Origin of the sequence: Ethanoligenens harbinense YUAN-3 (assembly GCF_000178115.2) — a bacterium.
GTDB lineage: Bacteria > Bacillota > Clostridia > Oscillospirales > Ethanoligenentaceae > Ethanoligenens > Ethanoligenens harbinense.
Map to the genome: position 1 here is coordinate 268,540 of NC_014828.1, position 22,972 is coordinate 291,511.

At 54.5% G+C, this 22,972-nt stretch carries 12 protein-coding genes and 1 tRNA gene; 4 read left to right on the forward strand and 9 right to left on the reverse strand.

All coding sequences use genetic code 11. From position 1 onward, the window contains the following. The first annotated feature begins 302 nt into the window (after positions 1-302). The 4 genes from ETHHA_RS01315 to ETHHA_RS01330 all read left to right on the forward strand — a co-directional run bounded on the left by ETHHA_RS01315 (position 303) and on the right by ETHHA_RS01330 (position 1,549). Positions 303-488 carry a hypothetical protein gene (locus ETHHA_RS01315; RefSeq protein ID WP_013484223.1) on the forward strand — a complete coding sequence of 62 codons (186 nt, stop codon included), beginning with the start codon at positions 303-305 and terminating at the stop codon, positions 486-488. A gap of 13 nt (positions 489-501) precedes the next feature. Continuing rightward, complete coding sequence (locus tag ETHHA_RS01320) at positions 502-750, forward strand: spore coat protein (RefSeq protein WP_013484224.1); 249 nt, start codon at positions 502-504, stop codon at positions 748-750. Positions 751-930: 180 nt separating this feature from the next. After that, the gene (locus tag ETHHA_RS01325) at positions 931-1,371 is read left to right on the forward strand and encodes a GtrA family protein (protein WP_013484225.1); all 441 of its coding nucleotides are present in this window, start codon (positions 931-933) and stop codon (positions 1,369-1,371) included. A gap of 101 nt (positions 1,372-1,472) precedes the next feature. After that, positions 1,473-1,549, forward strand: a tRNA-Arg gene (locus ETHHA_RS01330). A 1,173-nt stretch (positions 1,550-2,722) separates the two neighbouring features. Here ETHHA_RS01330 and ETHHA_RS01335 read toward each other — a convergent pair. The 9 genes from ETHHA_RS01335 to ETHHA_RS01375 all read right to left on the reverse strand — a co-directional run bounded on the left by ETHHA_RS01335 (position 2,723) and on the right by ETHHA_RS01375 (position 22,905). Further along, positions 2,723-3,793: an HAD-IIIC family phosphatase gene (locus ETHHA_RS01335; protein ID WP_013484226.1), complete on the reverse strand. Its 1,071-nt coding sequence runs from the start codon at positions 3,791-3,793 to the stop codon at positions 2,723-2,725. 15 nt (positions 3,794-3,808) lie between these two features. Then, a complete protein-coding gene (locus ETHHA_RS01340; protein ID WP_013484227.1) occupies positions 3,809-4,657 on the reverse strand; it encodes a 3-hydroxyacyl-CoA dehydrogenase family protein in 849 nt (282 codons plus the stop codon). Between the two features lie 27 nt (positions 4,658-4,684). Next, positions 4,685-5,821, reverse strand: a complete 1,137-nt coding sequence (locus ETHHA_RS01345) for an acyl-CoA dehydrogenase family protein (RefSeq protein WP_013484228.1) — start codon at positions 5,819-5,821, stop codon at positions 4,685-4,687. Beyond that, on the reverse strand, positions 5,814-6,077 hold the full coding sequence (locus ETHHA_RS01350) for a phosphopantetheine-binding protein (protein ID WP_013484229.1): 264 nt from the start codon (positions 6,075-6,077) through the stop codon (positions 5,814-5,816). The genes ETHHA_RS01345 and ETHHA_RS01350 overlap by 8 nt, the downstream gene beginning before the upstream one ends. Before the next feature lie 25 nt (positions 6,078-6,102). Continuing rightward, entirely contained in the window at positions 6,103-6,774 is a 672-nt protein-coding gene (locus tag ETHHA_RS01355) for an MBL fold metallo-hydrolase (RefSeq protein WP_013484230.1), read from the reverse strand. A gap of 27 nt (positions 6,775-6,801) precedes the next feature. Further along, entirely contained in the window at positions 6,802-7,491 is a 690-nt protein-coding gene (locus ETHHA_RS01360) for an ABC transporter ATP-binding protein (RefSeq protein WP_242822081.1), read from the reverse strand. A gap of 86 nt (positions 7,492-7,577) precedes the next feature. Beyond that, positions 7,578-9,869, reverse strand: a complete 2,292-nt coding sequence (locus ETHHA_RS01365; protein ID WP_159033343.1) for an ABC transporter permease — start codon at positions 9,867-9,869, stop codon at positions 7,578-7,580. 14 nt (positions 9,870-9,883) lie between these two features. Next, entirely contained in the window at positions 9,884-11,155 is a 1,272-nt protein-coding gene (locus ETHHA_RS01370; protein ID WP_013484233.1) for an ACP S-malonyltransferase, read from the reverse strand. A gap of 29 nt (positions 11,156-11,184) precedes the next feature. Next, positions 11,185-22,905: a non-ribosomal peptide synthetase gene (locus ETHHA_RS01375; RefSeq protein ID WP_013484234.1), complete on the reverse strand. Its 11,721-nt coding sequence runs from the start codon at positions 22,903-22,905 to the stop codon at positions 11,185-11,187. Positions 22,906-22,972 lie beyond the last annotated feature (67 nt).

Sequence of the window (22,972 nt, forward strand, 5' to 3'; positions counted from 1 at the left end):
GGCCAGTCTGTCCGCCGGTCGCTTTTAACCCAAACAGGGCCGCTGGAAGACCAGTTTCCAGCGGCCCCGGAATATGCACAACCATCCACCGTTCCGTGCCGCGCGGCGGGAGAAACGAACCTGTTTTTATCATAGCGCACCGTGCGGTAAGTGTCAAGCACCGGCACGTTTCCGATGCCAAAAGTCTGTCTCATTCGTTTGAAAAATTCAAAAATTTAAAAAGAAAAAACCAGCGCCTTTTCTGATAATCGGTACAGCAGTGGAAACACTAGACGTGTACCAAATGAAAGGAGTGTATCAATATGTCCCAACTGAACCAGATGGAACTCCAGAACCTGCGACACATGATCGGTGAACATGAATCCGCTTACCAGAAACTTCAGGACTATGCTCAACAGGCCACCGACCCGCAGATCAAGGCTTTCTTCCAGAAATCCGCGCAGAGCGCGCAAAGCACCAAGCAGAAACTGCTATCGTTTTTAAACTAAGGAGGGAACCGATATGTTGCAGGAAAAAACCATGGTCAACGATGCGCTGGCAGATGAAAAAAACGGGCTGACCTTCTACGCTAATGCCATCTCGGAATGTGCCAATCCGCAGCTCCGTTCCACCATCCAGCAGATTCGCAACAACTGTGAAACCTCGCAGTACGAACTGTTTCAGCTGGCACAGGCCAAAGGTTATTACAAGCCGGCCCAGCAGGCGAACGAAAGCGATATCCAGCAGGTTCGGTCCCAGTTGCAGGGCTGACCGTTTTCGTTTGTCTTTCCCATCAAAAATGCCTGCCGCATGCGGCGGGCATTTTTGATATGCTTTTGGCTCGGACCAACGCATTTTTTGTAAAACCGGCGGGTAGGACAGGCCGTTTTGTGGTAAACTGTTCCTGTCGGGCTTACATAAGCCTAATAGCATCAAGAATCGAGTGATACCATGGCATCTTTCAAAAAAATAGTTTCCGCTTTCAGAAAGCGTTATCCCACGTTGTACCAGCTTGCCGGGTTCTGCGCCGTTGGTGCCAGCGGGCTGTTGGTCATGATGGCAGCCTACTATCTGTTTCTGGCCTTCCACGCAGACAAGCAGGTGGCCAATCTGGCCGGTTTCTCGGCAAGCACGGCTTATGCCTACCTGATGAACTTCGTGTTTGTATTTCAGGCCAAAACCGTGCCGCCTAAACGCGCCGCTGTAAAATTCTTCGCGCTGTATATTGCTCTCTATTTTTTCAGCGCATATATGGTTCATGTCTTCACAGACCTGCTGCATATCAGCGTGCTGCTCATTCCCATTCTGAACTCCATTCTCATCACCCCGCCCAGCTTTCTGGGGAGCAAATACTGGGTGTTCCGCGAAAAGGAAAAATCGCTTGGGGCATAGCTGAGGCATGCGGTTGGCCCTTTACAAAGCCATGCATTTCTGCTATACTGTTTAGGCTGTCGGTGGCCGCTGCCCTTTAGTGTAGCCCTGACACGAAAAATGTGCTCGTAGCTCAGCTGGATAGAGCGTTGGACTCCGACTCCAAAGGTCGCAGGTTCGACTCCTGTCGAGCACACCACCAGACGGAGTCTGGACGCAATTCGCGTCCAGGCTCTTTCTTTTTACCGATTGCTCTATACTTGCGTCTGGAGCGTGCATCTACTAAATGAAGCAAATGATACAGTAAAAAAGCAACATGTAAGGTTTCAAGTCTGCATGTTGTTTTTTGTTTTTGGTTAGTATCGTTAAGATTGTTTGTATAATGTTTGAAAAGCGTGTCACTATGGCACGTTAAATTTTTAAAAATGTTTGTGACGAATTGGAATTTGGAAAGTCATATATAAGAAATCGAGGTGAACCGGTGATTGATTTTAATGAAATATATACGCAATATTTTAAAGACGTATATAAATATGCTTTCTTATTAAGTAAAAATAAATCGACACAAAGCACTTCATAATTTACAAGATTCATATAAGGCGGTTTTTACCTTGCGGATATGGGGGAAATGCCCTTTGTTCAAACATAAGAAATCGACAGGAGAAATATTTGAAAAGACAGACAGCTGGGCAAGAGTCACTTGCCATAGAGCAGAAATAAGATTAAAGAAGAATTTATAATGCGTATAACTTGTGAAATCATCGGAGATTCACTTCTCCCCTATCATAATAATGTATATGGCGAACACATAAAAAGAATTGATTGTGAATCCTGATCGTTTCCGTCCCGTATGTCGCGGGAAGATATTTTGCCTATGGTGTGCCGCATATTTACTCGGCCTATATCGCCATGCCTTGGGGGATCTTTGCCTGGACGCTCTGCCAGAGCGTCTGTACGTTTTTTGCGGCTTGGTGTTAAGGGAACTGCGCCGATTACGAAACCGCTGCTCTTTGGTATGGTCAATGCGGCTCCGTAACCGTCCGCACCGCCCCCTGTTTGAATATTTCATCATAACGCTGCGGCGCTGCATGCGCTGCCGGTTTTGTCCCCGTTTCTCATCGTCTCCGTCTCTATTGGTGTAACTGTTATTTCTGTCCATCAAATTGAGAAGGGGCGCACGGTTTTTGCTTCGTGGAAATTCATAACGCTGCTCCATATGCGATGTATGGAGACGATAACGAACCGTGATAAAACGGCCGCACACGCCAAAGGACTTCCCGCCGCAGATCTTTCATCCTGCGGCGAAGACTTTAAAAAACAAAGATAAATGGGACGACAACCGGCCGGTGCACAGAGAAAACAGAGGCCAATTTTACCCCTGCTGTTCGCAAAGCGGGGCAGCGTTTTGATCCGGCAGCACCAGCCGGATGTATGCCGGATACTCATGCACGGTGCCGAAATCATATTTCAGATACATGAGATCGCCGGTCGTGTGGTCTTCCTGAAATCCCATAAACCGGTAGGTGATGAGCATCATACGGTTGCGGTCTGTGGGTAGGAATTCCGCATACACAGATTTGCCGGCTTCTTTTGCGCAGTTGATCAGGTAGTTGATGAAAACGGAGCCTACGCCACGAGACATGACCCTGCACGACATCAAAAACAATTTGATGATCCAGCGGTCGTCCATACATTCTGCCAGCGCAATCCCGATTTTCCCATATGTGCCGAACTTGTCATCCAGACCGGCGACCCAAAGTTTATAGCGCGGTGATTCCATCATTGCGCAAAGCTCGTCGAAGGCGTAGGTGTATCCTGTCGTGTTCAGCTGATGCGTGCGGGCCGCCAGTTCCTCCACGCGCTTTAAATCTGAATAGTCGGCCTCTTTAATGGAAAATACCATATCCAGCGATTTTAAAAATCCCTCTTTCGGCCCGGAAAAACTGTCTTCGCTTTTCTGGCGCCGGATGTTGCTCAGGTACATCTGCCGCCGGTGCTGTGCGTCTACCGTGATGAAATCCGGCGTAAATTCCGGCTGCTCCAAAAGCCCGTGGATGCGGTCCGCAGAAAAGCAGCGAACCTCCGGACAGTGGAAGGAGACTTCATCAAGTTCATAGGGCTGGTCGTCGATGAAAGCGATCGTGTCGATACCGATGTTAATCTGCTGTGCGATCTTCCTGACGGATTCCGATTTCGCGTCCCAGCCGATCTGAGGATACAGGAAATATTCCGCGATGCCGAACTGGCGGAGCTTTTCCATAGCAAAATCGCCGTCGTTTTTACTGCACACCGAATTCAGAATCCCCCGTCGGTCCAGTTCTTTGATGGTGCTGACGGCGTCCTGATTCAGTCGGACTTCTTCGTCTTCAAGCAGTGTGCCGTTCCATACGGTATTGTCGAGGTCCCACACCACACACTTTACTTTTTTTGCAGCCTCCGGCATGAGAGACAGCTCCTTTCAAAACGAATATGTATAGAATCCCTTGTTCGTTTTTCTGCCCCAAAGGCCGGCATCGACCATTTTCCGCAGCAGGGGGCAGCACCGAAATTTGGGGTCCTGATAGCTTTCATATAGAACCTTTAGGGAATTGACCACCGTATCAAGCCCGATCAGGTCGGCGGTTTCCAAAGGCCCCATTTTGTGCCCATAGCACGATTTAAAGATATCATCGACCTGCTTGGCTTCCGCGACCCCGTCCTGCACGATGAAAGCAGCTTCATTCATCATCAGATGCGAGATCCGGTTGGAAACAAAGCCTGGCATATCCTGAATGACAATGCTTCTCTTTTTCAACGACTTTAACAGCCCGGTTACTTTCTGAACGGTTTCGTCGGAGGTGTAAAATCCGCGGATGACTTCAACCGCCGCAATCATGGGAACCGGATTCATAAAATGGGTACCGATAACCCTCTCCGGATGTTTCACCAGGGAAGCGATCCGGGTAATCGAAACGCATGAGGTGTTCACCATGAAAATGCAGTCACCGGCGCAAAGCTCATCCATCTGCCGGTACAATTCGCTTTTGAGTTCGACGCTTTCGGTGATGTTTTCGATGACAAACGCCGCGTCTTTGATCAACTGAAGGTCGTCCGCATACCGGATGCGCGCTGTGGTCTCCTCCAGCGGTTCCTGATCGCCATGCCGGAACATGCGCTGATATTTGATGTTTTTCGCGATAAGCTCCCCGGCCCGTTGCAGCGCATCCGGCTCCTTTTCAATCAGCACGACCGCAAGCTTTGCTTCCGCCAGGCATTGCGCCACGCCGGTGCCCATGACACCGGCGCCTATGATATAAATAGGGCTCATTTTGCATCTCCTTACATCCTGCCGCACTCATGACCGGCTGTTGAAGTAGCTGTTTATGCCGATCAGCAATTCATGGATTTCATTGCTGCCTTCAATGATTTCATTGATCTTTGCATCGCGGTAATACCGTTCTACCGGATATTCGTTTGTGCAGCCGTTTGCGCCGTGGATCTGAACCGCCTCGGAGGCAACCTGAACCACCATTTTCGCGCAGAAATATTTGGCGTGCCACGTGGCCAGAATAGATTGCGGATCCCCCGCGTCCTTCAGAGCGGCGGCTTTCTGACACAGCAGCCTGGCGGCTTCGATGTTGACGGCCATTTCCGCAATTTTTTTCTGGATCAGCGGATGCTTGCGCAGAAGCTTTCCGGAGCAGATGCGTTTTTTGGAGTAGCCGATGCTCTCGTCCAGGCAGGCCTGTGCCAGCCCCACGCAGCCGCTGGCAACCGAAAATCGTCCGTAGTCCAGGCAATATTGTGCGACGTGGCTGAGGCCAAGTCCCTCTTTCCCGACCAGATTGTCGGCGGGCACCCGGCACTGTTCAAACGTGAGCTCCGCCAACATGCTGCCTCTGGCCCCCAAAAGGCCCTTGATTGGTTTGATGGAGAAGCCGGGTGTATTCCGGTCCACCAAAAGCGCCGTCGGCTTGTCGCCCACCTGTGCGAACACCAGAAACAGGTCGGATATCTGCCCGAATGTGATCCATTTCTTTAAACCGTTCAGAATGTAACTGCCGTCTTCATAAACCGCGGCGGTTTTGATTTGTTTCAGGTCGCTTCCGGCATCCGGTTCGGAAAGTGCGAAACTCGCCAGCTTTTCACCGGAGGCCAACAGCGGCAGATATTTGTTTTTCAGCGCGTCGTTTCCCCATTTTTCAATGGCGATGGAAACCATTCCATGGACGGTGAGCATGCTGCGGAAAGAAGAACATCCTGTTCCGGAAATTTCGTTCAGTGAAAAGAGCGCGCTGTTGGAGTACCCCAACCCGCCATAGGCGGGGCTGACCGTCGCTCCCAAATAACCGGACCGCTTGATGTTTGCCAGCAGTTGCTCGGGAATCGCTTCCTGCTGGTCGACAAAAGCGGCAAACGGCTTGATTTGCTCGCGCACAAACGCGCTGATCTTTTTTCGTTTGGCTTTGTCTTCTGCAAACAGTTTAGACACCCTCTTTCATTGTGGATGCCTTGGTGTCGATAAAATGGAGGATGTGGTTGATGGAATTGAAGTTTTCCAGGTTTAGATCTTCCTGGTCGATAGAAAAATGAAAGTCGTTTTCGAGAAACATTACCAATTGAACCGAAAACAATGAGTTCACATATCCCTGCTGGTAGAGATCCTCATCGTCCGAGACGGATTCCAGATCGAAAAAACGGCCCAAAAACTCTTTCAGTGTTTCCTTGATTTTTTCATTCTCCTGCATGATTCCATTCTCCTGTCAGTCGTGGTTATTTAAACTGGAACAGACCTTTTTGGTTTCCCCTTGTTCGAAAGGTTATAAACTGCTCTTTGTCATCTATTTGAAAATAAATATTTATTTTCAAAACCGATTCAAATGGAACACCGGGTTTCTCTCCAAAAGAGTGGCCGGGATAAATGATCGTTTTCGGCGGGAAAGAGTCACGGAGCCGCGACAGGCTTTCATAAAGCTCACCCGCGTCTGCTCCGTCGTCCGCACAGATGCCGCAGCCTTCGATAAAAACAGTGTCTCCGGTAAACAGGCGATTTTCAATTCCAAAGCACATGCTTCCGGCCGTATGCCCGGGCGTAAGCGTACATTTTACGTTGATCCCATGCAGATCCAGTTCTTGGCCGTCTTCCAGCTCGATCAAATTCGGGCACTGGAATTTATAATATGCCGTTTCCCGTTGAGACATATAAACGTCCGGATTATAAAGCTTTACCAGCTTTTCGACAAGGTTGGTATGGTCATAATGGCTGTGTGTCAACAGAATCGCCGACAAATTGGCGCCGCTTTGCTTGAGCTGCCGGCGGATCTTTGACAGATCCCAGGCCGGATCGATCAAAACCGCCTCGCGGTTTTCTTCATTGACAATCAGATAGCAATAGTTTGCAATGTGATGGGATTTTACATAAAGCGGGCTGACGGTCAAAGGCATGTGCTCCACTCCTTTGGAAGTTGTTTTTCACCATCCAAGATTTTCTACAAAATCAAAGATCCTGGTCGTGCGTTCTTTCAAGTCGCCGGTGGCTTGATAGGGTTCTAGGCGCAGTTCGCCGCTGATGCTTCCATCGCGCAGATACAGCATCCTGCTGGCCCGCGCCGCGGCGTTTAAGTCATGTGTCACCATAATGATGGACCGGCCCTCCGCATTAAGGCGCGAGAGGGTATCCAGAACGTCTTGCCCGACCGCGCCGTTCAGTGCTCCGGTGGGTTCGTCTGCAAAGATGATTTCGGGGTCGTTAATCAATGCTCTTGCGATCGCAACCATTTGCTGCTGTCCGCCGGAGACCTCCGACGGATAGCTTTTGCGTTTGTCCCACAACTCGAACAGCTTGAGCAATTCTTCCGCCTTTTGCGCAACGGCCGCTTTGTCTTTGTTCACCGCATATCCGCAAAAGACAATATTCTCAAACAAGGTCAGATCCGGAAGCAGGTTGATGCCCTGAAAAACGAATGAGATAGATTCCCTGTGTATTTTTGCAAGGCTTTTTTGTGATTCTTTTGTCATATCTTTGCCAAGCAGGTTGATATTACCCGCTGTGCAGTAGTCCATGACGCTCAGCAGGTAGAGCAGCGTCGATTTTCCAGAGCCGGAACGGCCCATGATGACGGTAAAATCGCCCTTGTAAATTTCCAGATCGAGATCTTTCAAAACATTGCCTTCGCTGGAGTTGTAAGCTTTGCAAAGGCCGTGTGTTTGTATAATCGCTTCGATTGAAATCACCCTCTTTATATTATTTATTCATCAAACAGCTCTCTGGGCGAAACGGAAAACACCGACAAGCCGCTGAAGAAACCGGCCGCCAGAATGGAAGCTATGATGGCGCCGGACAAAATAAGCGTGCCGGCTATGGAATTAAGAAACCCATCCACCCCGCCCAGGGCAAATGCGAATAGCTTTGCGGAAAAAAATGCGTTGAACAGGAAGGCAAACACCAGACCCGCTGCCGACAAAACAGCGATCCGCGCCAGATTGCGGGCCATGATATAGCCGGAAGAAAAGCCCAGTGCCTTCATAATGCCGAAGTTTTTCCGCTGGTCGGTATTGGTAATGATCGTTATCATCACCACGTTGAGAAGGCTGAAAAAGAGGATTGCCACGATCAGAATGAGCGTGACGGGCGTCACGATATCCGAAACGGTGGAAACGGTATTGCTGATATCGGGTAGCGCGGCATTGACCGACACGCCGGGATATGTCTGTAGAATGGATTGCTTCACGCGGTCAAAGTCAGCGGTGTTTTTCAACCGGACGCAAATGGCGGTTTCGTTTGCAGGCACATCGTATTTGCTGAGTGTGTCATGCAGAATTTTAATGTTATACCCGTTGTTCAACAGTGTGATGTAGGAACCGACGATTTTCATATCGTGTTCCTGATTGTTGAACAGCAGGCTGATCCGGTCGCCCACATGCAGCCCGGTGTCCCGCAGAATATTGTTGCCGACCGCGACTTCGTCCACATGCTCCGGGTTATGCCCCGCCAAGATTGAAAACTGGAATTGTGAATTGAAATCGTTCATCACCGTGATGCTCATGTTGGAGCTTTTGAGGTCATATTTTTGTTTGTTCAGGCCGACGTTCGCGCCGGTGATGATATCCCCGTAAATATAGCTCTTCACATCACTGCTGTTTTGAATGGTTTGCAGAACCTCGTCTTTCCCGTCGGAGGAAAAAAGGTTGCCGGTGATGACCAAATCGGATTGCGGAGTGGAGAACCATTTTGAGGCGTTTTCATTGATTCTGGAAACCGAATAATTGATATTGAAAAATAAAAACGTCAGGTAAAAAGAAATGCAGAACACAATGACCAGCAACAGGGAAACATGGCTGTATTTGAACATGTCGTTAATTGCCATCGCAAACGCCGACGAGGAGCTTTTGACAACGGTCAACTTGGAATCGACTGCTGCCGTGTTTGTATTCCGGAAGGCCTCCGCCGGAATGATTTTGTTGACCGGTCGTGTGACCAATATGGTAAACACTGCAATAATCGCCGCCAGCGCCAGAAAACAAAGCGCCGTTACAAACACCGCGATGGCGCTGAATGTGTAATCGCCGATATAACGCAGAATGATATGAATCAGCGTGTTTGAAATGATGACGCTGACGCCGCAGCCGACCAGGACGGCGGCTGTGTTGACCAGCAGGAACGGAAGATAATAGATGCGCCTTACCTCGCGGTTGGTCCTGCCTAGGGATTTCAATACACCCAGCTGCTTGTATTCTTTTTTTAGAATGCTTTTTAATATAAAAGCGATGGAAAACAAAACGGAAATCAGTATCAGGACGGAGGCCAGCAGGCCGACGCCGCCAACGATACTGCTCAGCATGGTGGCGGACTGAATAAGAGTGCCCTTATCAAGCAGGATGCCGCCCACCTGATTGTCAACGGTGCTGAGCAGGTGCTTTTTCGTTTTGGAAACCGATGCCTTCGCCTGCACCGCGATCAGATTGACGGCCCGGAAGCTGCCTAATTGCGTCATGTCATCCCTGTTCAGATAAAAATAGTCGATGCCCAGCAAGGCGGAGGGCGTCAGCGCATTGTTGACGATTGCAGCCACTTTCAACTGAACGGAATGCCCCGGGTACAACTGGATCGTATCGTTCAATTTGACATGGTATTGATCCGCAAACAGCTGTGAAATCCAGATATCCCCTTTTGGGGGTGCGGTGGTGCTGCCGTTTGCCTGCAGTACCTCCATCTGCCATGGCAGATCTTTTGTGTCCTGAAAGGAAAATGCGTAGAGATAGCCGGGGTCAATGCTGTTGCCGTTTACTGTCACGGCGTTTGAAACACGATATCCCTGATATTGCTTGTACGCCGATACATAATCGGTGTCGGTGCAACTGTCCAGGATGGTTTTTGCCTTTTGCGGGTCGGCGGTATTGAAAAAAAGATCCGCCGTCTGATGGCCGGAATAATACTGACTGACATAGCCGTTGACACCGGAGATAAAGGTCAGGCACGTTGTAAAAATGGTGGAGGCGACGAAAACGATTGCGCCGATCATCACGAGTTTTACTTTCAAACTTCGGGCTTTCATCAAATACATTGCGATTCCTTTCCAAAAGCTGTCCGGGCGAGACCGCAATATCCCGCCTGGTTCAGAATGCCGCCGAGACAGTACGTTTTTTCGTCCGGGGCTACCTTCTTGGTGTCCAGAATCTGCCGTATGTACGCCATTGCGTCGTTTGTCTGTGTTGGTGTTGGTGTTCCGCCGCACTTCTCGACTTCCAGGTCGATTTTGCAGATTTCTTCATAGGGCCGGACCACGCCCTCCCGATACGCTTCGTTGTCCCAGTTGGCATTCGGGGTGGAGACGGCTGCTGCCAGGCAGCGGGTGATCAGATTTCCTTTTTCTTTCAGCAGGTGAGGCTTGCCGTTCAAAAAGCGGCGAAACTCTTCCCGGTCCTTTTGCTGTCCAAAGCAAAAGGTGTGGACATCCGGGTAAAACAGCTTGATGTCGTTCTGCCACACTGGTTTCGGGCCCATTTCGATCAGGACGTTGATGCCGTACCGAACCAACAGCTCCAGGCTGTTTTGCCATAACACCGGAGAATAGAGCTGGCGGACCATCAGCCCGCGCACGCCGGCTGGGTCGACGCTTGGTTGTGCCGTCGTATTGAAAACAACCGGGTAAAGAAACGGATGGACCGGGCGGCCTTCTAGGTCGGCCGCAAAATCCTCTGCCACGCCGTTCATCAGCGTAGAATGCAGCGGCGCGCCGCCATAGATCGGATTGACCGTGCCGTGACGTTTGATTGCGAACTTTTCCAGTTGTTTCAGCGCCTCGGTTTCTCCGGAGACTGCCGTCTGCTGCGGCGTGTTGTAGCAGGAAACGGCGGCGTAGAAGCCGCTTTCTCTTATCTTCGCGCATTCGGCTTCAATGGTTTCGTACGGCACCTTATCGAGAATGGTCATTCCGGTTTTGCCGTTGTCCGCGACTTGTTTGGCCAGCCTGCCCCGCAGAGCGGTCAGCGCAAGCGCATCGGAAAAATCAAGTACGCCGGCGCACACAAGCGCCGTGATCTCCCCCAGGCTGTGCCCGACGCAGAATTGGGGACGGATGCCGATATCCTGCATAAACGCGTTGTAGGTGGCGACGCCGTTGGTCAGAATGATCGGGAACAGGTTTTCGAGGTCATTCAGCGCGGTAAGGCTTCCTTCGAAGCAGATTTTGCGGATGTCTTTTCCCAGCACACTGTTTGCCATGGAAAATGTTTCATCCGCTACCCTGTATTCTTCACACAGCTTTTTGGACATGCCGACAAACTGCACGCCCTGCCCGGGGAACACAAAAGCGATTTTTTCCATACATATGCCTCCACACGACTGTGCACCCGTCAGAGTGCGGTTTCTTTCGTCAAAAGCTCGAGCGTTTTGCCCAACACGCCGACAAGCGAACGCAGTTTTTCGGGCGCCAGCCTGGACGATCGGATCTCCGCGGAGAGCTCGCGCGTTCCGCTGTTCTCATCAAACGCCAGGCACAGGTCATATTGCTCGGACAACGCGACGTTGCTGTTGAGCAGGGATTTGTTGTAGACGAGCGGGACAATTGCGTACTTGCCCTTGTCCACCCAATCGTCCGCGCGATTTGTGAACGGGCCTGTCTGCACGATTTTAACGGCCTGCTGGTCTTCCAGCAGCTCGGAGAAGCTGCTTTTGCCGGAAAAATCGATTTCAAACAGTTCCATTTGGTTGGTTCGGTTAATGACGCCGGGCAGGTGAAGTGTTTCCTGGGCAGTCATTCCCGCCAGCGCGTAGGCAAACGAGATGAAAACCAATGTGCCGATGGGTGTGCTGAAATGCCGGGCGGCGCGGGCCAGCGCGGCGTATTGCGACTCCCGGATGGCGATGTCGGCCTGACAGGGCTTCGCAACGTTTTTCGGAACGAACCAGTTCTCCGGCAGGCAGATGGGGGGATACCGTCGTTTGTGCCGCTGTGCTGACGTTTCCTGAATAAAGGCCGCGATCTGGCGAATGGTGGGCCTGTTAAATAGATCGACGACTTTGACGATTCCGGGGTACATGCGGTCGATTTCCTGATGCATCTGGATCAGGATGACGGAGTTTCCGACTGCTTCGAAAATATCGTCGGTGACGCTGACTTTCCCCGTGCCGACATACTGCGCGACGATTGCTTCCAGCTTTTGCTCGATCTCGGTGGATGGGCCCTCGTAGGAGGCGGTCTCCCGTCCGAATAGCCTGGGGTCGGGCAGTGCTTTCGTGTTCAGCTTTCCGTTATCGGTCAGGGGAATCTCGTTGACCTCCAGAATGCGGGCGGGCACCATGTAATCCGGCAGCCGTTCTTTCAGATACGCGCGCAGTTCGCTGATCAGGACAGCGTTTTTCAGCACGACATACGAGCATATTTGCTCAATCCCGTTTGTGTCTGTATACGGCACGGAAACGCACTTTGCAGTGTTGGGGTTTTGCTCCAGATTGGCGGTGATTTCGCCCAGCTCGATGCGATGGCCGCCGATCTCGATTTGGGAATCCTTTCTTCCAAGAAATTCCACATACCCTTCCGGGCGGAAGATCCCGTAGTCCCCGGTTTTGTACAGCCGGCCCAATTTTGGATGGACGACGAAGGCGGCTTGCGTTTTCTGTTCGTCGTTGATGTACGCTTCGGCCACACCCGCTCCGCCGATCATGATCTCCCCCGGGGTGCCGATAGGGCAGAGTTCCTCATCCAGCCCCATGATGTAAATGGTCTGGTTGGCGAGGGGCATGCCGTACGGAATGCTGCTCCATTCCGTCTTTACCGCGCGGATCGGGTAATAGATAGACCATATAGACGCCTCGGTTGCCCCGCCCAGGCTGATAATCTGCGCGTTCGGGCATGCTGTTTTGATCTGCCCGGCCAGGTGGAGCGGGATCCAATCGCCGCTCAACAGCACTAGCCGCAGGCTGGCTGCGTCCCACTGTCCCGCTCGAAAAGAGGGCGTCTCTTCCGTTTTTTGTTCAACCGTTTGTTCAGCCGGCCCGGACTCCAGCCGGTTCACCGTGATCGTTTCGATCATTTCAGGCGCCGTGCCGTTTTCCGCCTTTTTCAAACCGACCTCCATGGTGTGAACCCAGACCTGGTTGCAGTTGAGATGGAAGTCCGCTTCTACTTTGCGGAACATCATATCGCCGATAGAACAGGTCCCAAGATGGATCAGCTCCGCCGTGTGCGTCAGTGTCGCCGCCAGAATACCGGCGTCCAGAATCGCATAGAAGTAACCTTTCCCTGCGTATTTCGGCATGTTGGCGCCCGCATTGTAAAGGAAGAAAACCGAAAACGCGGAGCTTTTGAAAATCTTCTTATTCGTGTAGTAATGTGCCGCTTCCGTCAGGGTGGGATTTGGCTCCACCAGTTGCAGCGAATTGGCGACAGGGTTGTAATAATAAATGCCCTGTTCCAGATTTTCAACCCGTCCCGGCTTCACATGGAGATAAATGTCGATGGGGTAAAGCCCGCCCGCGCTCGCATAGTAATATTGATAGTGTCGGTCTTCCACATTCTGGTGCATCACGGAGAGAAACGCGCACAGCGTATCAAATGGCACCGGGCGCTCTGTATCATAATCGCGCACGCTTCTCCTGTTCGCAATGGAGGGCGGGTATTGGTAGCGATTCGGGAAAGTGACCGGCTTTCCGCCGCGCACCACCGTCCGATTGAGCTGCTCTTCCTTGAAGCGAAGGTTTGCTTCATAATTGTAAATAATATCTTCCGCATATGGATTGACAAACATTTTGTTTTGCTGCGCAAAGATTTCGTCCGGGGGAAGGATGCTGTTGACCAGCACCCGGTGCTCGGTCAGTTCCTTGAGAAAATGCGGGAAGGAGTCCGACTGCGCGCCGTAGAGCTGAGCCAGCTCCGCAAGCGTTGCGCCCGCTTGGGCCCTGAAATAAAACGCCGGCATCAATTTGGCCATTTCGTCCGGGCAGACGTAATCGCCCGCCATGATATGCCCATCCCGTTCGGTCCAGTGGACGGCGGGGGACCAGTAGTACAGCTCGTTCTCCCGGGGCGCCATGGCGGACGGCCGCGCCGCCGCCTGTACCATACGGGGCGGTTCCGCGCCGGTTTCGCGGTTCAACTGCCCGACGGCCAGCTCCATGATCGCCGGCACAGAGTTCCAAACGGTGATTTTTTCGCGCTCCACCAGTTCCAGCAGATGTGCGATATCCCGCTGGTCCGGAACGATGACCAGCGTCGCGCCCGCAGCAAACGCCCCGAACAGATCATAGACCGACAGGTCAAAGCACATGGAAGATATCCCCAATATACGATCCTGCCCACTGACTCCAAATTTCTCGTTGATGTCCAAAATCGTGTTGCAGGCCGCCTGGTTGCTGATTACGACGCCCTTTGGATTTCCCGTACTGCCGGACGTATGAATGACATAAGCGACATCCTCCGGCCTGCCGTCCAACATTGCGGAGTCGTCCAGGCGTTCCAACTGCTCCTCTTCGTATGTATCCGGGACGAGGAGCAGCGAGCACCCGCAGTTGTCATACATATATTCACGTCTTTTCTGCGGATAATCCGGGTTGATCGGCACATAGGCGGCCCCTGCTTTCAAAACGCCCAAAATGTTGGCGACGCTTTCAATCCGTCGCGCCGTCAGCACGCCGACAAAGGCGCCGCGCGCAATTCCTTTGCTTTTCAAATACCGGGCAATACGGTTGCTCTTGCGGGACAGTTCGCCGTAGGAGACAGAGATCCCTTCGCACATCACGGCGATTTGTTCCGCATGCAGAGCGGCCTGCCGTTCCATCAGTTCCGCCAGGGTGGTTTCCGTCATGGGCTTTTGGGTCTGGTTGTAGTCCAGAATCTGCCGGAATGCATCCTGATCGACGCCGATGCTGCCGGTGACGGGGCCTTCCAAAATCTGCGTAAGCATGCCGGTGTATTGGTCAAACATTTTTGCCACGACATCCGGGTCAAACAGTTCTTCCACATAGTCCCAGGTGATCGTCAGCTGGTTGCCGGAATCTGAGACCTGGTTGTCGAGGTAGACCTGCGAGGTCTGGCTGACGCTCATTTCGATTTTGCCCAGTTTGCTGCGGTACGGCTCGGGATGGTCCATTTCGCCGAAAATCATGCTGGTGAACACGACCGGCATGATAGCCTTTCTCTCCAGGTTGTAGCGCTTGGCAATGTCGCGAATGAAGTCGACACCCTCATAGTGTCGGTGCTGCAGCGCGCTCATGATCGTCTTTTGCGTCTGCTGCGCGGTTTCCACCAGTGTGTGGCCGGGATTCAGACTGATATCGAGCAGCAAAACGGAAGTAAAGTCCCCGATGACGGCGTTGACATCCTCATGGAACGGATATCGATTGAATACGGTCAGGTTCAAGGCAAATCGGTTGGAGTTGCTCCAAAACGCCAGAACCTTTGCGTAAATGGAGCAGATCAGGGAAGACGGCGTTACGCTCTGGCTCGCGGCAAATTCCTTGATGCGCGACCAGTCCCGCTGGCCGAACACCTTGCTCAGTCGCCTGAAATGCGGCTGCTCCACCTCCGAGGGCGGCATTTTCAGCGGAAGAGCCGGTGAAAATGGGAAATCCTCCAGCTTTTCCAGCCAATACGCCCGGTCGCTCTGATAGGTTTTCGAATTTTGTTTAAAATCTTCGAGCGCCAGCACATAATCGCGGAATGAGAAGAAAATCGGGTGCAGGTCGGTGTCCGGGTGCTCATAATACGCCATCAGCTCCCTGCTGATTACCTGGATACTCATGCCGTCCGCCATCAGCAGGTCGTACCCCACAAACATGGCGTTTTTCGCATTTTCCAGCCGGTAGATGCGCAGGTCAAACAGCGGCCATTTTCCAGGATCGAAAATGTAGTGCGACATCCGTGCGCGTTCATCCATCAGTCGCTGCTGCTTTTCTTCATCCGGAAGCCCGCGCAGGTCCACGACTTCAATCCTGTATTTTGGCACGTATTTCAGAATCTGCTGCATGCCGTTTTCGAGGATGACCATGCGCATCATCGGATGCCTGGCGATTAGCTTTTCCAGCGCGGCGTTCAGGCGGTCCGGCTCAAGTGCGTTTTCCATTTCGGCATACCCGTGCGTGGAGACGCCGCCCAGTTCGAATATTTTTTCGCGGCCCATCAGGTAGGCCGTCTGCACCTGCGTGAGCGGGAACGGTTCGTTGAGGTTGGCAAGATCGGGTGCGACGCTCCGGTAGGTTACCTCGTCCTCGGCGGCCTGCTCGGTATCCTGCAGCAGCGATGCCAGCTCGCTGATGTTTTCCTTGTCGATGAAGTCCTTAAAGGCAATCTTCTTGTTGAAAACCGTATGAATTTTATTGGCGATCTGAATGATCTGAATGGAATTGACGCCCATGTCGAAGAAACTGGTGTGGATACCAACGGCCTCCAGATGCAGCGTTTCCTTGAAAATGCGGATCAGGCGTTCCTCCGTCTGGTTGGAAGCGCCGGTTTCCCGCACGGTTTGCTGTTCCGGTTCCACGGTTGCGGAGAGCTTCTTCACATCCACCTTGCCGTTGAATGTGAGCGGGAACGCCTCCAGGATGGAGATGGTGGTCGGCACCATATACCGGGGCAAATGCGCGGCGGCGTGCTGCTGCACGGCCTGCGCGGTCACGTCCCGGCCCGCCTTGACAAACGCGCCGATCACATGGCTGCCGCCCTTGCCCTGTAGTACCACGGCTTTGGCGGCCTCCACGCCGGCCAGCCCCTCGATGCACTTTTCCACCTCGGACAACTCGACGCGGTACCCGTTGATTTTGACCTGTGCATCCCGCCGGCCAAGGAACTCCACATAGCCCGCCGACGTAAGTATTCCAAAATCGCCCGTTTTGTAAAGCCTCCCGAGCTGGGGATGCGCAATAAAGGAAGCTGTGGTCTGGGCCTCGTTGTTCGCGTAGCCGTTTGCGACGCCGATGCCCCCGATGCAGATTTCGCCGGGCGTAGCAACCGGGCAGAGCCGGCCGTCGCCGCTGACGATATAAATCGTCTGATTGGCGAGGGGCATGCCGTATGGGATACTGCGCCAGCCGGCGTCAACCGCGTCGATGGGATAGTAGATGGACCAGATGGAGCCCTCCGTCGCTCCGCCCAGGCTGATCGTCTGCGCGTCGGGGGCGTGCCGCCGGATTCTGTCCGGCAGCTTCAGCGGAATCCAGTCACCGCTCAGCAGGACGAGACGCAGGCTGCTCAGCCGCGCGTCCGGATCGTTTTCGCAGAATTCCACAGCCAGGTTCATGATCGCCGGCACCGAATTCCAGATGGTAACGCGCTGCTGCGCGACCGTCTCAATTAGATGTCCGATGTCATGCTGATCCGGCACCATCACCAGTGCCCCGCCGCACGACAGCGCGCCGAATACATCATAGACGGACAGATCAAAGCACAGGGAGGAAATGCCGAGAAAAATGTCCCGCTCCGTAACGTGGAACCTACGGTTCATATCCAAGACCGTGTTGCAGGCCGACTTGTTGGAAATGATGACGCCCTTGGGCTTGCCCGTGCTTCCGGAAGTGTAGATGAGGTAGGCAACGTCGTCTGGGACGCAGGCCTCCGGCAAACGGTCGGCTGGATATTGCCCGACGTCGTGCTCTTTATAAAAATCGGTCTCGATCAAAAGGTCGGCACAACTGTTTTCCAGAATGTAGTCGCACCGCGATTTCGGATAGCCCGGGTCAATCGGAACGTAGGCCGCCCGGCATTTCAGAACGGCCAGAATATTCACGATGGTCTCGATTTGCCTTGCCGAAAGGATGCCGACCGTGTTGCCTCGGCTGACCCCGTGACTTTTCAGGTAGTTGGCGAGGCGGTTGCTCCGGGCGTCCAGGTCCCCGTAGGTGATCCGTTCACCCTCGCAGATCACGGCGGTGGCCTCGGGGCGCGCGGCGGCCTGTTTTTCAAACAGCTCCGCCGGAGAGGCGGGCGCGCAGGCCCATTCCGTGTGGTTGTATGCTTCTATGAGCCGCCGGTCGTCCTCGTTCAGCACCGGCGCGTCGATCCTGCCGGCGGCAACCGACTGGATATATGAGATGTAGCCGTCAAATATTTTTTCGATTTCCTGCGGTTCAAATGCGCTTTCCACATAGTCCCAGTTGAACTGCAGTGCGCCGTCGACTTCCCGTACCTGGTTATCCAGGACGACCTGAGAGGTCTGGCTGATGGCATACGTGATTTGGCCCAGTTTTCCAATGGAAGAACCGGCGCCTTGATACAGCATACTGGTAAACACGACCGGCATGACCGCGGCGTTGGGCGTCCCGTTTTTTTGGGCAAGCTCACCGATAAACTCGACGCCCTCATAAAGCCTGTGCTCCAGTCCTTCCATCATGGTGGACTGCAGGCGCTGGGCGTTGGCCCAGAAATCCCGGTCAAAATCCAGCTCCGTCGCGAGCAGAATGACCGACGTGAAGTCTCCGACCAGTTGGTCAACCTCCGGATGGAGCTGCTTTCGGTTAAAGGTGGCCAGATTGATCGCCAGCGACCGCTGGTTGCAATACAGCGAAAGTATGAACGCGTACGCGCAGCACAGCGCCGCCGAAAGCGTTACGCCGTGCCGGTGGGCCAGCTCATTTACGCGGTCGGTTTCCTGCTTTGAGAACAGATGTTCCAAACGGCGGAACCGCACATGGCTGATCGCGGACAGCGCCGTGCGGTATGGCAGCCGCGGAGCATCCGGAAAAAGTTCCAGCCGCTCCAGCCAATATGCTTTGTCGCGGGCATATTCCGGCGAGTCCGCCTGCCGGGCGAGCGTAATCTGGTAATCCCGGAACGAATACTGGAGCTGCGGAAGGGAGAGGGTTTCGTCTTCATAATATTCGGTTAGCTCGTTGATGATGATTTCGAGGCTGACCGCATCGGCAATCAGCATGTCGATGCTGATAAAAAGCAGGTTGGTGTTGTGGTCCATCCGGCAGGCCCGGATCTCAAAAAGCGGCCATTCACCGGCAAGGTAAACGCGGTGCGACATGCGGTCGCGCAGGGCCTGGACATGCCGGCCGGCCTCCTCCGCGCCCAAACCCGACAGATCGTCGCAACGGATGCTGTAGTCCGGGCAGGATTCGAGGAATTTCTGTGTGCCGTCCGGCAGGATGACCGCCCGAAGCATGTCGTGGCGCTCGATCAGCTTGCGCAGCGCCCGGTTTAGGCGTGGAATATCGCGCTCGGTCCGGATTTCCATGTATGCGTGTGTGGCGATGCCGCCCAGCTCGTACTTTTTTTCTCTGCCGAACAGATAGGAAGCCTGTACCTTGCTCAGCGGGAACGCCTGGAAATGGTCGCCGTGTCCGGACGGAGGAACCACGGTGTCCGGTTTCTCCGTCCGGACGCCCGCGCCGACATCAATGGCTTTTGCCACATTGTAGATGGTTGGATTGTCCAGAAAGACGGAAAACGCCAGGCTGATTTGAAAATCTTTTTTGATCTCATCCGTCAGGCGGACAATGGAGATGGAGTCCATACCCATCTCAAAAAAGTTATCGTACACATTCACGCGGTCAAAACCGAGGGTGCTGTACAGGTATCCAGCGAGCTTCTGCTCGGTGGGCGTGTACGCATCGGACGATTTTCCGAGCAACTCCGGTGCTCCCTGCACGTTTGCACGCGCAAGGACAGGCCGCACCGTCTGCACAGCCGCGGCGGCCTCGCGATTCACGTGCCCGCGGTCGATCGTTTCGGAGAGCAGGATGGGCTCTTTCTCCATTAAAAACATGAGTTTGGGGTTGGGTCTGCCGATCAACAGCCGGTCAAACGCCCTGTCCCAGACCGCGTCGAAATACGCCAGCGCCGTTTCGGTGGGCAGCGATTCAAAAATTGTATCCATGTTCACATGGTGGCGGAACGCCATGCCGGTTTCTTTCCAGGTGCTCCAGTTGATGACCTTTACGACTGCGCTTTTGCCGGCCTTCATCCCCGCGCAGGCATCGAGAAACGCATTCGCCGCGATGTAGCCCGCCTGTCCGGGTGCCGGCAACACTGTGGCAATCGACGAAAAGAACAGGCAAAAGTCCAGCGGTTCGTCCTGAACGGCGTGCAGCAGGTTCATGGCACCGGATACCTTGGGCTTGAGTACACTGAGCGTATTGTGCAGTGTCTCGTCCTCAAGCAGAGCATTGCCGGCGATGCCCGCAGCGTGGATAACGCCGTCTAGCCGCCCAAACGCCGACTTGACGCGGCTCAGGCAGGCCCGTACTGCCGCCGGGTCGGAAACATCCATGCACTCCGTCAGGACATGCGCACCGGTTCGTTCCAGCGCCCGGATGCGTCTGATCTTTTCGCCGGGCGCGCCGGTGTCCGGGTGCTCCGCCAGTGCATCCCATTCCGAACGGTTCGGCAAAGCCGTTCGCCCAGCCAGAATAAGCACGATGCGCTTCTTTTCGGCAAGAAAGCGTGCCATTTCCAGGCCGATCCCACCGGTGCCGCCTGTGATCAGATAGACGCCGCCGTCCCGGATCTGCATACCGGAGGCCGGGTACCGCTCGGGGGCGCTTTCCGTCAACTGTTCCGCGTAGCGCCTGCCGCCGCGGTAGGCAATGACCGGCAACTCATCCGGGGCCGCCATTTCCTCCAGCAGCCTGGTGGTGTCAAAATCCGTGTCGGCATCGATGGCACGGCAGCGGATGTTCCGATATTCCCGCTCCACCCCTTTCAGGAATCCGAAAAGCGGTGCGTTCTGCGGGTGCCGATACGGTTCGTCCCCGGTGACGGGATAAACATAGTCGCCCAGTAAGAGCAGTTGAACGGCCGCTTCCCGCCCGATGGCCTGCACCAGGCTCAGCAGAACAGACAGGCCGGCCGCCTGTGCTGTGTCGTCTTCCGGCGGGGAAAGGAGCAGCAGGATATGGGAGGGTGCGGTCTCCCTGAAAATCGTTTCATAACGCGCGCGGTCGCCGGGTGCCGCGAAAAGGTGGTTGGCAGACGTTTTCTCCGCCTGCTGCGCCCCGTCGCCCCGCACGATCAGGGTGACCGTCTTCCCGGCGTCAGACAAATCCCGCACGATCTGCTGTGCCGCCGGGCTTTCTTCCCGTGCGAACACCAGGACGGCGCTGCCGGCCTGCGCGGTCGGCGCGATGGGCTTTGGCGTCCACCGCACGGAGAAAAAACCGTCGCTGTGGCTTTTGGCCTGTGGATTCGCCGGGATCCAGCACGGGCGGCCGTCGAAACAATAGGCGGGCAACGGGATTTTCCGGCGGGCGTCCTCCGGATAAAGCGGACGCCAGTCGATGTGGGCACCTTGTACGTACAGCTCGCAAAGCTGCCGGTAGAGCACGGCGCCGTTTTCCTGGCCGGGTTCGGCCGCCAGGCGCTCCACGAGCACCCGGCCAAGTTCGTCCTGCCGCGCTATTTCCGCTTCGGTCACCGTACCCGCGTCGTGTACGCCCGCGGGTACAAGCTGATGATAGCCGTAAAACAAGCCGCTGTCCGGCACGGACCCCGGCGCGCCGGCGGATATGCGATCCATTTTTCGCAGCAGATCCCGCATGTCGTCCGCGAGCAGAGCAATTCGGTACCCGTAATGTCCACGCCCGACGTTGGAGGTGTAGCAGGCCGCGTCGAACGGAGCCGTTCCGTCCGCAAAGAAGCGCCGGTAGCTGTCCAGCAGTGCGGAAAGGGAGGCACGGCTCTTGGCCGACAGGGTGAAAACGCGGGGGCCTTCGGTCGCCCCGCACGCAACAGCGACGGGTTCCGGCGCTTCCTCCAGCACGACATGGCAGTTGGTTCCGCTCAATCCAAACGAATTGATGCCGCAAAGCCGTTTTTCCCCGGTTTCCACATTCCAGTCACGCAGCTTCGTGTTCACATACACCGGCCCGCCGCAAAACCCGACCGTGCGGTTCGGGTGCTGGAAGTGGAGGCTTGGGGGGATCTGTTGGTGCCGGAGGGCCAGAATGCCGGCGATCAGGTTTGCAACGCCGGAGCATTCAAACAAGTGGCCTACGTTCGGTTTAACGGAGCCGATGGCGCAAAACTGCTTTTTGTCGGTATAGCGCCGAAAGGCGGCGCGGATCCCCTTGAGCTCCACAGGGTCGCCGAGCCTGGTGCCGGTGCCGTGCGAAACAATATAATCCAGCGCTTCCGGATTGATGCCGGCGTTTTGCCACGCCGCCGCGAGCACCTCCGCCTGCGCCTCCGGGTTGGGTGCGGTGATGCCGATGGTGCTGCCGTCCTGGTTGATGGCGCTGCCCTTGACGACCGCGTAAACGTGGTCGCCGTCCGACACGGCCTTTTCCAGCGGCTTGAGGAAAACAACGGCCACGCCCTCGCCCATGCAGGCGCCGTCCGCCTGATCGTCAAACGTCCGCGTGCGTCCGCTTTCGGTCTCCACGCCGACCCGGTAAGATTCGTGGTTCACCGGCACGAGTTGCAGCTTGATGCCGCCGGCCAGCGCCTGCTCGCAGTCCCCGTTCAGGATAGCCCGGCAGGCGGTGTGGATGCACACCAGCGACGACGAGCAGGCGGTGTCGATTACCATCGTCGGGCCCTTCAGGTTGAGCAGATACGCGATGCGGCTGGGCAACTCGGCCGACAGGTTGTTGATGATCGACTGCGGGATCAGGTCGGGCCGTTCATGGAAAATGATGTTCTGATAGCTGTCCTTCAGCACGTTTGCGTAGCCGATGTAGACGCCGGTCTTCGTGTTGTCCAGTTGCGTGCCGCCATACCCGGCGTCCTCCATGGCCTCCACGGCGGTTTGCAGCAGCAGCCTCTGGTTGGGGTCCATCAGTTCCGCTTCCCTGGGGGAGATATGAAAAAACGAATCGTCGAACCGGTCGATGTGGCCGAGAAATCCACCCGACTGATAATCCGGCTCGTCCAGATGGAACACGCTGGAGACATAGTGTGAAATCTGCGCTTCTCTGTTTTTCGGAAATGCCGTGATGCAGTCCATGCCGTTTTGCAGAACGTTCCAGAATGCGTCCGGGGTATCGGCATGGGGAAAATGCAGCGCCATGCCGATGACGGCAATTGCCCGGCTCCGGATTTTCTCCTCGGTGCGAAGCTGCTTCAAAAGCAAGGCCGCGCTGCCCTTGTCAATTTTGCCATCCTTTATCATCTGCGCAATTTGCTTATAGATTTCCTTCATCGTGGTCCCTCCCGAATCTGCTTGTCGTGCTCCGGTCCGGCCGCGTCCGTGCATCGGGCGGTTGGAG

Bases quoted from the DNA above. Each gene is read 5' to 3' on its own strand.
- ETHHA_RS01315 (WP_013484223.1), top strand. From the start codon at position 303: ATGTCCCAACTGAACCAGATGGAACTCCAGAACCTGCGACACATGATC.
- ETHHA_RS01320 (WP_013484224.1), top strand. From the start codon at position 502: ATGTTGCAGGAAAAAACCATGGTCAACGATGCGCTGGCAGATGAAAAA.
- ETHHA_RS01325 (WP_013484225.1), top strand. From the start codon at position 931: ATGGCATCTTTCAAAAAAATAGTTTCCGCTTTCAGAAAGCGTTATCCC.
- ETHHA_RS01335 (WP_013484226.1), bottom strand. From the start codon at position 3,793: ATGCCGGAGGCTGCAAAAAAAGTAAAGTGTGTGGTGTGGGACCTCGAC.
- ETHHA_RS01340 (WP_013484227.1), bottom strand. From the start codon at position 4,657: ATGAGCCCTATTTATATCATAGGCGCCGGTGTCATGGGCACCGGCGTG.
- ETHHA_RS01350 (WP_013484229.1), bottom strand. From the start codon at position 6,077: ATGCAGGAGAATGAAAAAATCAAGGAAACACTGAAAGAGTTTTTGGGC.
- ETHHA_RS01355 (WP_013484230.1), bottom strand. From the start codon at position 6,774: ATGCCTTTGACCGTCAGCCCGCTTTATGTAAAATCCCATCACATTGCA.
- ETHHA_RS01370 (WP_013484233.1), bottom strand. From the start codon at position 11,155: ATGGAAAAAATCGCTTTTGTGTTCCCCGGGCAGGGCGTGCAGTTTGTC.
- ETHHA_RS01375 (WP_013484234.1), bottom strand. From the start codon at position 22,905: ATGAAGGAAATCTATAAGCAAATTGCGCAGATGATAAAGGATGGCAAA.